This window comes from Enterobacter sp. DVT3837 (assembly GCF_056238685.1).
Genome location: NZ_JBWDLA010000001.1, coordinates 665,674 through 680,247, shown reverse-complemented (window position 1 = coordinate 680,247; position 14,574 = coordinate 665,674). Strand labels below are relative to the sequence as shown.

The following is a 14,574-nucleotide window of genomic DNA, read 5'->3' as shown; positions in this document are numbered from 1 at the left end:
AAAAGAATAATGGCTATCGAAATCAATGTACCGGACATCGGGGCTGATGAAGTTGAAATCACCGAGATCCTGGTCAAAGTAGGCGACAAAGTTGAAGCTGAACAGTCGCTGATCACCGTAGAAGGCGACAAAGCCTCTATGGAAGTCCCGTCTCCTCAGGCTGGCATCGTTAAAGAGATCAAAGTCTCTGTTGGCGATAAAACCGAGACTGGCAAACTGATCATGATTTTCGATTCCGCCGACGGTGCAGCAACTGCTGCACCTGCGCAGGAAGAGAAGAAAGCCGCTCCGGCCGCCGCTGCTCCAGCAGCTGCCGCGAGCGCGAAAGAAGTTAACGTGCCTGACATCGGCGGTGACGAAGTTGAAGTCACTGAGATCCTGGTGAAAGTGGGCGATACCGTTGCGGCTGAGCAGTCACTGATCACCGTAGAAGGCGACAAAGCCTCTATGGAAGTGCCAGCGCCGTTCGCGGGTACCGTTAAAGAGATCAAGATCAACACCGGTGACAAAGTGTCTACTGGCTCTCTGATCATGATCTTCGAAGTGGCGGGTGCTGCACCTGCTGCTGCGCCTGCACAGGCAGCTGCTCCGGCGGCCGCGGCTCCAGCGGTTGCTGGTGGCGCGAAAGACGTTAATGTACCAGACATCGGCGGTGACGAAGTTGAAGTGACCGAAGTGATGGTTAAAGTGGGCGACAAAGTTGCCGCTGAACAGTCACTGATCACCGTTGAAGGCGACAAGGCTTCCATGGAAGTCCCTGCGCCATTCGCGGGTACCGTTAAAGAGATCAAAATCAGCACTGGCGACAAAGTGTCTACCGGCTCTCTGATCATGGTCTTCGAAGTAGAAGGCGCTGCGCCTGCTGCTGCTCCGGCGGCCGCGGCTGCTCCAGCACCAACTGCTGCACCGGCTCAGGCTGCTAAACCAGCTGCTGCCCCTGCTGCAAAAGCGGAAGGCAAATCTGAGTTCGCTGAAAACGACGCTTACGTCCACGCGACTCCGCTGATTCGTCGCCTGGCGCGCGAATTCGGTGTTAACCTGGCGAAAGTGAAAGGGACTGGCCGTAAAGGTCGTATCCTGCGCGAAGACGTTCAGACTTACGTGAAAGACGCGGTGAAACGCGCTGAAGCTGCACCAGCTGCAGCGGTAGGCGGCGGCATCCCGGGCATGCTGCCATGGCCGAAAGTGGACTTCAGCAAGTTCGGCGAAATCGAAGAAGTGGAACTGGGCCGTATCCAGAAAATCTCTGGTGCTAACCTGAGCCGTAACTGGGTGATGATCCCGCACGTTACGCACTTCGACAAAACCGATATCACCGATCTGGAAGCGTTCCGTAAACAGCAGAACGCCGAAGCTGAGAAGCGTAAACTGGACGTGAAATTCACCCCAGTGGTCTTCATCATGAAAGCCGTTGCCGCTGCTCTTGAGCAGATGCCACGCTTCAACAGCTCCCTGTCCGAAGATGGCCAGAAGCTGACGCTGAAGAAATACATCAACATCGGTGTTGCGGTTGATACGCCAAATGGTCTGGTTGTTCCGGTCTTCAAAGACGTGAACAAGAAGAGCATCACTGAGCTGTCCCGTGAACTGACCGTGATTTCCAAAAAAGCGCGTGATGGTAAGCTGACTGCAGGCGAAATGCAGGGCGGTTGCTTCACTATCTCCAGCATCGGTGGCCTGGGTACAACCCACTTCGCACCGATTGTGAACGCGCCTGAAGTTGCGATCCTTGGTGTGTCCAAGTCCGCGATGGAGCCGGTGTGGAATGGCAAAGAGTTCGTACCGCGTCTGATGATGCCAATCTCTCTGTCCTTCGACCACCGCGTGATCGACGGTGCTGATGGTGCGCGTTTCATCACCATCATCAACAACACCCTGAGCGACATTCGCCGCCTGGTGATGTAATCGAAAAGCCGGCCTGACGGCCGGCTTTTTTCTGGTAATCTCATGGTGTTTGTGAGGTTATTGGCGAAAGCGATAATTCGTGAGCCGTTTGTTGTTTCAAAATTGTTAACAATTTTGTAAACTGCGGGCGGATAGAACGACCCGGTGGACGACGGGTATAAATTAAGAGGTCATGATGAGCACAGAAATCAAAACTCAGGTCGTAGTACTTGGGGCAGGCCCGGCAGGTTACTCCGCAGCATTCCGCGCCGCGGATTTAGGTCTGGAAACCGTCATCGTAGAACGTTACAGCACCCTCGGTGGTGTTTGTCTGAACGTCGGCTGTATCCCTTCTAAAGCGCTGCTGCACGTAGCCAAAGTTATCGAAGAAGCCAAAGCGCTGGCAGAACACGGTATCGTCTTCGGCGAGCCGAAAACCGATATCGACAAAATTCGTACCTGGAAAGAGAAAGTTATCACTCAGCTGACCGGCGGTCTGGCAGGTATGGCCAAAGGCCGTAAAGTGAAAGTGGTAAACGGTCTGGGTAAATTCACCGGTGCGAACACCCTGGAAGTGGAAGGCGAAAACGGTAAAACCGTGATTAACTTCGACAACGCGATCATCGCGGCAGGCTCTCGCCCAATCGAACTGCCATTCATTCCACACGAAGATCCTCGTGTTTGGGATTCCACCGATGCGCTGGAACTGAAAACCGTTCCAAAACGCCTGCTGGTTATGGGTGGCGGTATCATCGGTCTGGAAATGGGTACCGTGTACCATGCGCTGGGTTCAGATATTGACGTGGTTGAAATGTTCGACCAGGTTATCCCGGCTGCTGACAAAGACATCGTTAAAGTCTTCACCAAACGCATCAGCAAGAAATTCAACCTGATGCTGGAAACCAAAGTCACTGCCGTTGAAGCGAAAGAAGACGGTATTTACGTTTCCATGGAAGGCAAAAAAGCCCCATCCGAACCACAGCGTTACGACGCCGTGCTGGTGGCTATCGGCCGTGTGCCGAACGGTAAAAACCTCGACGCGGGCAAAGCTGGCGTGGAAGTGGACGACCGTGGCTTCATCCGCGTTGACAAACAGCTGCGCACCAACGTGCCGCACATCTTTGCTATCGGCGATATCGTCGGTCAGCCAATGCTGGCACACAAAGGTGTTCATGAAGGTCACGTTGCCGCTGAAGTTATCGCCGGCATGAAACACTACTTCGATCCGAAAGTGATCCCATCCATCGCGTACACCGAGCCAGAAGTTGCATGGGTTGGTCTGACTGAGAAAGAAGCGAAAGAGAAAGGCATCAGCTACGAAACCGCCACCTTCCCGTGGGCTGCTTCTGGCCGTGCTATTGCTTCCGACTGCGCAGACGGTATGACCAAACTGATCTTCGACAAAGAGACTCACCGCGTTATCGGTGGTGCGATTGTCGGTACCAACGGCGGTGAGCTGCTGGGTGAAATCGGTCTGGCTATCGAAATGGGTTGTGACGCTGAAGACATCGCGCTGACTATCCACGCTCACCCAACTCTGCACGAGTCTGTGGGCCTGGCGGCAGAAGTGTTTGAAGGCAGCATCACCGACCTGCCAAACGCGAAAGCGAAGAAGAAATAAGTTTCTTCACGATTGCTAAACGCCTCTTCGGAGGCGTTTTTTTTGTCTAAAGCCTACCCATTATGGTAGGTATCTTATTGATATTTCCGCTAAAAAATTTCTCTCATCTGCCGATACCTTTTTCACCATTGTGTAGCTACTGGCCGCACGGTTTAGGGGTTCTGGACTTTTGATTACACGAAAAAAGGAAATAACATGTCTTTGAAGAAAGTTGCGGTGATTGGCTTAGTGGCAGCAGCGATGACGCTGACCGGGTGTGGTGCGATGACCACTGCGGTGAAAAAACGTAATCTGGAAGTGAAAACTCAGATGAGCGAAACCATCTGGCTGGAGCCATCTAACGAAAAAACAGTCTACATTCAGGTTAAAAACACCTCTGATAAAGACATGAGCAACCTGCAGACGCTGCTGGCAAACGATCTGAGTGCCAAGGGATACAAGGTCACCAGCTCTCCTGACAGCGCATACTATTGGGTGCAGGCTAACGTTCTGAAAGCAGACAAAATGGACCTGCGAGAATCTCAGGGCTATCTGAAAACCGGCTATGAAGGTGCCGCTGTTGGTGCTGCGCTGGGTGCCGGTATTACGGCCTACAACAGCAACTCTTCTGGTGCGGCGTTGGGTGTGGGTCTGGCGGCAGGTCTGATCGGTATGGCGGCGGATGCGATGGTAGAAGATGTGAACTATACCATGGTGACCGACCTGCAGATCTCTGAGCGTAGCAAAGCAAAAGTCACCACCGATAACATCGCGGCACTGCGCCAGGGCACATCGGGCGTGAAACTGCAGACCAGTTCCGAGCAGGGCGATCGTGCTAAGTATCAGACACGTGTCGTGTCTAATGCTAATAAAGTGAACCTGAAATTCGAAGAAGCGAAACCGGTTCTGGAAGCGCAACTGGCAAAATCGGTCGCAAATATTCTGTAAGTTAAAAAGCCGGGCGGCGACTTCGCCTTACCCGGCCTACAGGCCTCGCTGGAGAAGAGCTACCGCACATTCAGGGCTCGACGGGCTGCCAGGTTTTATCAGGAGCATATGAGGCCAGCGCCCGCGCCTTATGCTCCGAATCGCTGCCGAGATCCGACTGAAACACCTTGTCGTCCTGATTTATCAAAAAGCTCATTACGCCCGTCTGGCCGTAGCTGACCGGCCAGGCAACCATTGCGAAACCGTGGTTATCCGGCAAAATTCTGAAGCGATAGCCGTGATACCCAGTACCCGGTTCTTTTGGACTGAAGGCCGGGCCGAGCGGGCTGGGCGTTTCACCGGGTGATGCAGGCCAGTACAAACCGTCCTTTTTCCCTGTGGTGCTGACGATCTTCTGGGCATACTTCTGGTTCATCGCATAATAGCTCTGCTGTGCATCCACGTAAGCATGTAATGCTTCAATCGCTGCGAGCTCGTTACGCCCAATTTCGCGGGTCAGGATCTCCTCAGCACCTTCTTTGATATCAAATTGCCAGCCGGAATTGGTCTTGATGACCGGAATAGGGAGCTGCCAGTCAGTCTCTCCGACAACAAGATGCGCCGTATTACCTTCAACAACGGTGTTATGACGGACTTTCCAGTCGCGCAGGAAGCGATCGACGGCATCAGGATCAACCCCTTCAGGGGGCAGGAAATCGCGCCAGTTCTCTCCAAGCAGGTTATTCATTGCACTTTCATTCTGATCACGAATGGCATTTGCCAGTGCGTCGGTCGCCTGGTCAGGCGTGCTAAAAGATTGTTGCGCCATCGCCGAGGCCGAAAGCATGAACAACACCATTCCACTGAGTAGTTTACTTTTCATGTCGGCTCCCTTAACGATGTCGAATTTCACGGCGTTCAGCGCGTCCGCCAGCTGCCTGGTGCGGTTGTTGTTGACGAGCGATCTGTCGGCTTTGCGCCCCTCGCTGCTGCTGTGCCTGCCAGTTGGCGGAGCGGCTGTCGTTGCCACTCAGAGCATTAGCCCGGGGCTGACTGATTCGCTGCTGGGTTGTGCGTTGCTGCGCAGGTTGCGAAACCCGTTTTTCATTTCTTTGCGCTGTGGTCTGACGATTATCACGCTGCTGTGTAGTCGTCCGCTTTGTCGTCTGCGGTTTGGTGTCATAGCCACGGTAGTTGTTGCGCTGGGAAATCTGCTTCAGTTGCTCATTTGAGGCCTTGCGCTGGACATCTTTGGTTCCCGGACGTGCCGTTTGAGGGAAGGTTTTACCCGTTGATTTCTCCATCTGGCTGAGGGCGGCCTGACGCTGGCTATCGCGATTAACCGGTTTTTGCTGCGTTGAACTTAACCCTGCGGCCGCGTTGGTGGAGTGGAAGCGGTTGTTGAGCTGGCTCGTCGGATAGGGTACGCCTTCCCGATAAGCCGGGTTGTGCTGCCAGGTGCGGTTGGCATCCGTCAGGCGCTGCCCGCTGATTTTATTGAAGTTCTCAACGTTGATATTGATGTTGTTATCACCGTTGCGGTTATAGCCGCCGTGATTATCCCAGTCGTCATGGTGATGATCCCAGTCATCGTCATCATCCCAGTCGATGCTGCTGAAGATGGCATAGGTTGTCGCGACGCCCAGGCTGAAGCCTAAACCGTTAACGAAGCTGTTGCCAAACTGCTCCCCGGGTGAAGGCGGGAGATAGGTGGGGGGATAAGCGGTGTTTGGCCAGGTTCCGTAAACCGTATTAGGGTTGTAGGTGGGAACGTACACGACTTGTGGATCGGCAGATTCAATTTTGATCACCGTTGGAGCCGGTGCGGACGTTGTGTTTGTCGTGGTTGACTCGCTGGTGCTCGTTTTAGACGGCGCCGCTTTTGTCACCGTGGTGACCGTTTGTTGAGGTGTCGACTGTAAGGCTCCGGTCTTCTGAGCCAGCACGCGCAGGCGTTGAACGGAATCCATCACATCTTTGGGTTGCGCGAGGAACGCATCGCCCAGATTTTGTACCCACGGTGGGTTCTCTCCCATCAGTGACATCAACTGAGGAAAGGCGACCAGCGATTTTACGCTGGGATCCCAGGGTTGGCTGGCAACGGCCTGAATAGCGGCATCACCTTCCATTTTAGGGTTGTCTTTCGACCACTGTGCAGCCTGGATGACGTTGGCCGGGTAGGTTGATGCCATCAAAATTTGCGACAGCAACGCGTCCGGGTAGAGCGCGATAGGGGCAACCCACTGATCGATTTGCGCGGCAGAGTATGTTGGTGTCGCGGCAGGAGCCGATTGGGGAGCAGGGGGGGCTACCGGTGCAACGGGTTGCTGTACGACGGGAGCCGGGGCTACAGGCTCCGTTGCACGGCTTTTGACGAACATGACGCCAGAGGCAGCAAGCAGCCCGGTACTGCAAAGAAGAACAAGCAGATGTGGCTTAAAAGACAACTTCATAAAATGACTCCAACGAGACAAGCGCTGTGCCGTGAGGCGTTACGGTTGGCGTGAGTATTATTCACCCGTCTTTTACTGTTTTGACTTTTCTTGGGAAACCATCCGGGGTATCCGGATAAAGAGTGTGAGCATTTATTACACAATTATATGTGATGCTGGAAAAATCGCTGGGATTTCAGAAGGCCGCTCTTGTGAGCGGCCAGCAGTAAACCAATCACAACGATCAGCGCAGTGATTCGCATCTTCATTGCGTGCGTTCCTGTAAAGGCTACGCGGGTTCATTCTCCACCGGGAAAGGCAGAACCAGGCAAGTTGGGATTGCCGCAAATCTTCCTGCCCGGTGTGCTACCATCGCAAGGCAACAAAAAAACCGCTGTGAGGCGGTTTTTTTGTACCTTCAAATCATCTCCTCTCCCTGCTACACCATGCTTAACGATTCAGCAAATTTTTTAATGTTGCTTTTTTGTAAACGGATTAACACTGTGCAGAAATCCTGCTATGCTGCCCGACGCGGTATCGGGCATTTACCCTACAAACTGCTGTCTCACAGGAGCGTGAAGAGAACGCCCGCCGCATATGACAATGAGAGCGAGGAGAACCGTCGTGCTAGAAGAATACCGTAAGCACGTAGCAGAACGTGCCGCCGAGGGAATTGTACCCAAACCTTTAGATGCAACCCAAATGGCCGCGCTCGTCGAGCTGCTGAAGAACCCGCCTAAGGGCGAAGAAGAATTCCTGTTAGATCTGTTGATCAACCGCGTACCGCCTGGCGTAGATGAAGCTGCCTACGTAAAAGCCGGATTCCTTGCTGCTATCGCCAAAGGCGAAGCCACCTCCCCACTGGTTACTCCTGAAAAAGCCATTGAACTGCTCGGCACTATGCAGGGCGGCTACAACATTCATCCGCTGATTGACGCGCTGGATAACGACAAGCTGGCTCCGATTGCCGCTAAAGCGCTCTCCTCAACGCTGCTGATGTTCGATAACTTCTACGATGTGGAAGAAAAAGCGAAAGCGGGCAATGTCTATGCGAAGCAGGTGATGCAATCCTGGGCTGATGCCGAATGGTTCCTGAACCGTCCTGCTCTGGCTGAAAAAATTACCGTTACCGTCTTTAAAGTGACCGGCGAAACCAACACCGATGACCTCTCTCCGGCGCCGGATGCGTGGTCTCGTCCTGATATTCCTCTGCATGCCCTGGCGATGTTGAAAAACGCCCGCGAAGGCATTGAGCCGGATCAGCCAGGCAGCGTCGGCCCGATCAAACAGATCGAAGCTCTGCAGAAAAAAGGTTTCCCGCTGGCCTACGTGGGTGACGTTGTGGGTACCGGTTCTTCCCGTAAGTCTGCAACCAACTCCGTGCTGTGGTTCATGGGCGACGACATTCCACACGTGCCGAATAAGCGCGGTGGCGGTCTGTGCCTCGGCGGAAAAATTGCTCCAATCTTCTTCAACACCATGGAAGATGCGGGCGCACTGCCGATCGAAGTGGATGTTTCTAACCTGAACATGGGCGACGTGATTGACGTTTATCCGTTCAAAGGCGAAGTACGTAACCACGAAACCAACGAACTGCTGGCAAGCTTCGAGCTGAAAACCGATGTGCTGATCGACGAAGTGCGTGCAGGTGGCCGTATTCCTCTGATTATTGGCCGTGGCCTGACAACCAAAGCGCGTGAAGCGCTGGGTCTGCCACACAGCGATGTATTCCGTCACGCGAAAGACGTTGCGGAAAGCAATCGCGGTTACTCACTGGCGCAGAAAATGGTTGGTCGTGCATGCGGCGTCGCCGGTATCCGTCCTGGTGCATACTGCGAGCCGAAGATGACCTCTGTGGGCTCCCAGGATACCACTGGCCCAATGACCCGTGACGAACTGAAAGACCTGGCGTGCCTGGGCTTCTCTTCCGATCTGGTGATGCAGTCCTTCTGCCACACTGCGGCGTATCCGAAGCCGGTTGATGTGACGACACACCACACGCTGCCTGACTTCATCATGAACCGTGGCGGGGTTTCCCTGCGTCCGGGTGATGGTGTTATCCACTCCTGGCTGAACCGTATGCTGCTGCCAGATACCGTGGGTACCGGCGGTGACTCTCATACCCGTTTCCCGATTGGTATCTCCTTCCCGGCGGGTTCTGGTCTGGTGGCGTTTGCTGCGGCAACTGGCGTGATGCCGCTGGATATGCCGGAATCTGTTCTGGTGCGCTTCAAAGGCAAAATGCAGCCGGGTATCACCCTGCGTGACCTGGTTCACGCGATCCCGCTGTATGCGATTAAACAGGGCCTGCTGACCGTTGAGAAGAAAGGGAAGAAAAACATCTTCTCTGGTCGTATCCTGGAAATTGAAGGTCTGCCAGATCTGAAAGTTGAGCAGGCGTTCGAACTGACCGATGCCTCCGCTGAACGTTCTGCTGCGGGCTGTACCATCAAGCTGAACAAAGAGCCGATTATTGAGTATCTGAACTCTAACATCGTGCTGCTGAAGTGGATGATTGCAGAAGGCTACGGCGACCGTCGTACGCTGGAGCGTCGTATCCAGGGCATGGAAAAATGGCTGGCCGATCCGCAGCTGCTGGAAGCTGATGCTGACGCAGACTACGCGGCAGTGATCGACATCGATCTGGCGGATATCAAAGAGCCAATTCTGTGTGCACCGAACGATCCGGACGATGCGCGTCTGCTCTCTGATGTTCAGGGCGAGAAGATCGATGAAGTGTTCATCGGTTCTTGTATGACCAACATCGGTCACTTCCGCGCGGCAGGTAAACTGCTGGATACCCATAAAGGCCAGTTGCCAACCCGTCTGTGGGTGGCACCGCCAACCCGTATGGACGCGGCTCAGCTGACGGAAGAGGGCTACTACAGCGTATTTGGTAAGAGCGGGGCGCGTATTGAAATCCCTGGCTGTTCCCTGTGTATGGGTAACCAGGCGCGCGTAGCTGACGGTGCGACGGTAGTGTCTACCTCTACCCGTAACTTCCCTAACCGTTTAGGTACTGGTGCGAACGTCTATCTGGCCTCTGCGGAACTGGCGGCGGTTGCGGCGCTTATTGGCAAACTGCCAACGCCGGAAGAGTACCAGACCTTTGTCGCTCAGGTTGATAAGACGGCGGTGGATACCTATCGCTATCTGAACTTCGATCAGTTGTCTCAGTACACTGAGAAAGCTGACGGCGTTATCTTCCAGACGGCAGTATAAACAGCAAAACCGTCTCCACGAGACGGTTTTTAGTGTTTGCACCCTCTCCCGTGGGAGAGGGACGGGGTGAGGGCATCAGGCCGCAGGGTCTCGCTCTCACCTTTTTATTTTCATTCCTCCCACCTCCCACGCTTTTTTTCTTCCTCTCTGCTGCGATAATTACCCTAATGGCTTTGCAGAGGAAAATACTATGGATTACGAATTTCTGCGCGACATCACCGGAGTGGTGAAAGTGCGTATGTCGATGGGCCACGAAGCCGTTGGACACTGGTTTAACGAAGAGGTGAAAGAGAATCTCGCACTTCTTGATGAAGTTGAACAGGCGGCGAATACGGTGAAAGGCAGTGAACGCTCCTGGCAACGTGCCGGACACGAATACACGCTGTGGATGGACGGTGAAGAGGTGATGGTGCGAGCCAACCAGCTTGAATTCTCGGGTGACGAGATGGAAGAGGGGATGAGCTACTACGATGAAGAAAGTCTGTCGCTGTGCGGCGTTGAAGACTTCCTGAAGGTGGTGAATGCATACCGCGAGTTTATGAAACAGAGATAATTTCCCGAAGCATCCTTGCTCCGGGCAACACTTACACGGCCGGAATATTGCGGCCGTAGTAGATTTCGCGCATCTCTTTCCAGAGCAGGTCAGTGATGGCCTTACGCTCTTCTTCGCTCAGATCTTCCGGCTTCGTGTGGAACATGTAGTGCTTAAGGTCGAATTCCTTCAGTAACATCTTGGTATGGAAGATGTTCTCCTGATATACGTTCACGTCCATCATGTCGTACAGCGCCTTCATATCCTCAGACATAAAGTTCTGAATCGAGTTGATCTCGTGGTCAATGAAGTGCTTCATGCCGTTGATATCACGGGTGAAACCGCGCACGCGGTAATCAATGGTGACGATGTCGGATTCCAACTGGTGGATTAAATAGTTCAGCGCGTTCAGCGGGGAGATCACGCCGCAGGTCGACACTTCTATATCGGCGCGGAACGTACACAGCCCACCTTCCGGATGGCTCTCCGGATAGGTATGAACGCAGATATGGCTTTTATCAAGGTGAGCAACAACCACTTCCGGCAGCGGGCCCGGATGTTCGGTTTTGTCGATAAGCTTAGGATCGACGGGTTCTTCGCTCACCAGAATGGTTACGCTGGCACCCTGAGGTTCATAATCCTGTCTGGCGATATTCAGGATGTTTGCCCCGATAATCGAGCAGGTTTCTGACAGGATCTCGGTCAGACGGTTGGCGTTGTAGAGTTCATCGATATAGGCGATGTAACCATCGCGTTCTTCCGCTGTTTTGGCATAGCAGATATCGTAAATACAAAAACTCAGGCTTTTGGTCAGGTTGTTAAAGCCATGTAGTTTAAGCTTTTTCAATTAGCTCACCCCCTTAGTGGATAAGGCGTCCTGAAGATACTGTGGCAGCGCAAACGCTGCGGTATGAACAGCAGGATTGTAATATCGGCACTGAAGACCAGCCTGATGGAAACGGGCCTGGATAATTTCGGTGGAGAGATGGCGCAGCACGTCGTTATCCGTCGCCCAGGCAAAGGTCATGATCCCGCCGTAGTAGGTCGGAATGGCGGCCTGGTAGAAGCTGACGTCGCCAAAGTAGGTGCTCAGTTTGCGATGGCTATCGAGAGCTTCATCCTGCTGCAGGAAGCAGACGCCATTTTGCGCGACAAAGATCCCACCAGGATTCAGGCAGCGCTTGCAGCCTTCGTAGAAGGAGGAAGTAAACAGCGACCCGCCTGGGCCGATGGGGTCGGTACAGTCCGAGATAATGACATCAAAGGTCTGCGTGGTCTGATTAACGAAGTTAACCCCGTCGTCAATCACCAGATTAAAACGCGGATCGTCATAGCTACCAGCATTGTGGTTGGGCAGGTACTGACGGCAGAAAGAGACCACGCCCGCATCGATCTCCACCATGGTGATGGTTTCAATAGAGCGATGGCGGGAAACTTCACGCAGCATAGCCCCGTCGCCACCGCCGATAATCAGGACATGCTTCGCATGCCCGTGCGCCAGCAGCGGGACGTGGGTCATCATTTCATGATAGATAAACTCATCTCGCTCGGTCGTTTGCACGACGCCGTCCAGCGCCATGACGCGGCCAAAGGCGGCATTCTCGAAGATGATCAGATCCTGGTGATCGGTTTTCTCATGATAGAGCACGTTATCAACGGCAAAGTACTGACCAAACTGGTCATGCAGTGTTTCATGCCACAACGTGTGGTCGGCCATACGCAGACTCCTCCTTTGTTAACATCCGTTACATTCACAAAAAGTGAGCGAAACATGATAGCTAACTCTCACCGTGGTTGCACGGCTACAGGCTCAACAAGGGAGTCGGGAAGCTTATTTCACGTAGGCGAGCAGGCTGAGTGAATCGCGAGCCAGCGCTTTGCATTTTTTGGCAGTAGGGATACCAATACCGCTCAGGTCACGGTAGCTGTCTTCACCAAGAGATTTCATGTCGAAGCTGTCGTAATTGCTGAGGTCCCATTGGTTCTGCTGAGCAAAAAAGACCAGCGCGCGGCGAATTTGCCCGTTGGGTAAATTCTGGTAGCCACAATCATTTTTCAGGAATACAAAAACCGCCGTCAGATCGGCCATATCTTCCGCTTCATTTTCACTTAGCGCATAGCTGTTCGCACACATTGCCATCAGGCTGGTGAACAAAATTGTCCTGAAAAACGTCTTCATTGCTTCTACCACTTCTTCACGGAAAAATAACGTTAGCATACTTGGTGCCAGTGCGACGATCTTTATTATTACTGCTTTACTTGACCTTCCGGTAAGGGGAGGGTTTATGCTCAAAAGATCGCCGGCTGGAAATAAGGAAATGAACATGCAACGTCGTGATTTTTTAAAATATTCCGTTGCGCTGGGGGTTGCCAGCGCATTACCACTGTGGAGCCGCACGGTTTTCGCGGCTGACAGACCTGCCTTACCCATCCCGGACTTACTGACTGCTGACGCTCGTAGTCGTATCCAGCTTGTTGTTCAGTCCGGTAAAACGGCCTTCGGTGGACACAACGCTACTACGTGGGGTTATAACGGCAATCTGCTTGGTCCAGCGCTTCAGCTACGTAAAGGGAAAGCCGTCACCGTTGATATTCACAACACGCTGGCAGAAGAGACGACGCTGCACTGGCACGGGCTGGAGGTGCCGGGCGAGGTCGACGGCGGTCCGCAAGGGATTATTAAAGCGGGCGGTACGCGCAGCGTTACCTTTACTCCTGACCAGCGCGCCGCGACCTGCTGGTTCCACCCCCATCAGCACGGCAAAACGGGCCATCAGGTGGCAATGGGGTTGGCGGGCCTGGTGCTGATTGAAGATGACGAAAGCCGCCTGCTGCGTCTGCCTAAACAGTGGGGGATCGACGATGTACCGGTGATTGTCCAGGACAAAAAATTCACCGCAGACGGTCAGATTGATTATCAACTGGATGTGATGACCGCGGCGGTAGGCTGGTTTGGTGATACTCTGCTGACCAACGGCGCCATTTATCCGCAGCACGCCGCGCCGAAGGGCTGGCTGCGTTTACGTCTGCTTAACGGGTGCAATGCACGCTCCCTGAACTTTGCTACCAGTGATAATCGTCCTCTGTACGTGGTCGCCAGCGACGGCGGATTGCTACCTGAACCGGTGAAAGTGAGCGAGCTCCCAATGCTGATGGGGGAACGTTTTGAAGTGCTGGTGGATATCAGCGACGGCAAAGTGTTTGACCTGGTCACGTTGCCGGTCAGCCAGATGGGTATGGCGCTTGCGCCCTTTGACAAGCCGCACCCGGTGTTGCGGATCCAGCCACTGCAGGTTACAGCATCGGGCACGCTGCAGGATACGCTGACGTCGCTCCCGGCGTTACCTTCCCTTGAAGGTTTAACCCAACGCAAGCTGCAGCTTTCCATGAACCCGATGCTCGATATGATGGGTATGCAGGCGCTGATGGCGAAATATGGCGATCGGGCGATGGCGGGGATGCACCACGGGCAGATGATGGGGCATATGAATATGGACCACGGCAAAATGGGCGGCATGGGCAACATGAATCATGGTGACCATGGTTTTGACTTCCACAACGCCAACATGATCAACGGCCAGGCGTTCGACATGAACACGCCAATGTTTGCTGCCACAAAAGGGCAGTTTGAGCGTTGGGTGATTTCTGGCGAAGGCGACATGATGCTGCATCCGTTCCATATCCACGGTACCCAGTTCCGCATTCTTTCAGAGAACGGCAAAGCGCCTGATGTGCATCGCGCGGGCTGGAAAGATACCGTCAGGGTTGAAGGAGGGGTCAGCGAGGTGCTGGTGAAATTTGACCATGCCGCGCCGAAAGAGTTTGCCTATATGGCGCACTGTCATCTGCTGGAGCATGAAGATACGGGGATGATGTTGGGGTTCACCGTTTAGATTAGTGCGGCCTGATGCCCTCACCCTGACCCTCTCCCAACGGGAGAGGGAATAAACACAAAAACGGCAACCGAAGTTGCCGTT

General features: G+C 53.7%; 11 protein-coding genes. 6 read left to right on the top strand and 5 right to left on the bottom strand.

The window, feature by feature from the left end; translation table 11 throughout:
• The first annotated feature begins 9 nt into the window (after positions 1-9).
• From aceF to traT, 3 genes are all read left to right on the top strand, one after another.
• Positions 10-1,905, top strand: a complete 1,896-nt coding sequence (aceF, locus tag AC0XWG_RS03345; RefSeq protein WP_128348261.1) for a pyruvate dehydrogenase complex dihydrolipoyllysine-residue acetyltransferase — start codon at positions 10-12, stop codon at positions 1,903-1,905.
• Between the two features lie 175 nt (positions 1,906-2,080).
• Positions 2,081-3,505 carry a dihydrolipoyl dehydrogenase gene (gene lpdA, locus AC0XWG_RS03340; RefSeq protein WP_023332094.1) on the top strand — a complete coding sequence of 475 codons (1,425 nt, stop codon included), beginning with the start codon at positions 2,081-2,083 and terminating at the stop codon, positions 3,503-3,505.
• Between the two features lie 195 nt (positions 3,506-3,700).
• Positions 3,701-4,432, top strand: a complete 732-nt coding sequence (gene traT / locus AC0XWG_RS03335) for a conjugal transfer complement resistance protein TraT (RefSeq protein ID WP_028016706.1) — start codon at positions 3,701-3,703, stop codon at positions 4,430-4,432.
• Positions 4,433-4,502: 70 nt separating this feature from the next.
• Here traT and AC0XWG_RS03330 read toward each other — a convergent pair whose 3' ends face one another.
• Positions 4,503-5,294: a DUF2950 family protein gene (locus tag AC0XWG_RS03330; RefSeq protein WP_108089576.1), complete on the bottom strand. Its 792-nt coding sequence runs from the start codon at positions 5,292-5,294 to the stop codon at positions 4,503-4,505.
• Between the two features lie 10 nt (positions 5,295-5,304).
• Positions 5,305-6,864 carry a DUF3300 domain-containing protein gene (locus tag AC0XWG_RS03325; RefSeq protein WP_128348262.1) on the bottom strand — a complete coding sequence of 520 codons (1,560 nt, stop codon included), beginning with the start codon at positions 6,862-6,864 and terminating at the stop codon, positions 5,305-5,307.
• A gap of 603 nt (positions 6,865-7,467) precedes the next feature.
• On the opposite strand from AC0XWG_RS03325, the gene acnB reads away from it, so the two are divergent.
• Positions 7,468-10,065: a bifunctional aconitate hydratase 2/2-methylisocitrate dehydratase gene (acnB, locus tag AC0XWG_RS03320; RefSeq protein WP_208593960.1), complete on the top strand. Its 2,598-nt coding sequence runs from the start codon at positions 7,468-7,470 to the stop codon at positions 10,063-10,065.
• Positions 10,066-10,255: 190 nt separating this feature from the next.
• Positions 10,256-10,618 (top strand): protein YacL, encoded by a 363-nt coding sequence (yacL, locus tag AC0XWG_RS03315; RefSeq protein WP_028016710.1) that lies wholly within the window; start codon positions 10,256-10,258, stop codon positions 10,616-10,618.
• 31 nt (positions 10,619-10,649) lie between these two features.
• Here the strand turns inward: yacL and speD are convergent, their stop codons facing one another.
• The 3 genes from speD to AC0XWG_RS03300 form a co-directional block, all read right to left on the bottom strand.
• Positions 10,650-11,444 carry an adenosylmethionine decarboxylase gene (gene speD, locus AC0XWG_RS03310; protein ID WP_028016711.1) on the bottom strand — a complete coding sequence of 265 codons (795 nt, stop codon included), beginning with the start codon at positions 11,442-11,444 and terminating at the stop codon, positions 10,650-10,652.
• The gene (gene speE / locus AC0XWG_RS03305; RefSeq protein ID WP_475680376.1) at positions 11,445-12,314 is read right to left on the bottom strand and encodes a polyamine aminopropyltransferase; all 870 of its coding nucleotides are present in this window, start codon (positions 12,312-12,314) and stop codon (positions 11,445-11,447) included.
• A 114-nt stretch (positions 12,315-12,428) separates the two neighbouring features.
• Positions 12,429-12,776: a YacC family pilotin-like protein gene (locus AC0XWG_RS03300; RefSeq protein WP_028016713.1), complete on the bottom strand. Its 348-nt coding sequence runs from the start codon at positions 12,774-12,776 to the stop codon at positions 12,429-12,431.
• A 145-nt stretch (positions 12,777-12,921) separates the two neighbouring features.
• On the opposite strand from AC0XWG_RS03300, the gene cueO reads away from it, so the two are divergent.
• The gene (gene cueO / locus AC0XWG_RS03295) at positions 12,922-14,490 is read left to right on the top strand and encodes a multicopper oxidase CueO (protein ID WP_257246805.1); all 1,569 of its coding nucleotides are present in this window, start codon (positions 12,922-12,924) and stop codon (positions 14,488-14,490) included.
• Positions 14,491-14,574 lie beyond the last annotated feature (84 nt).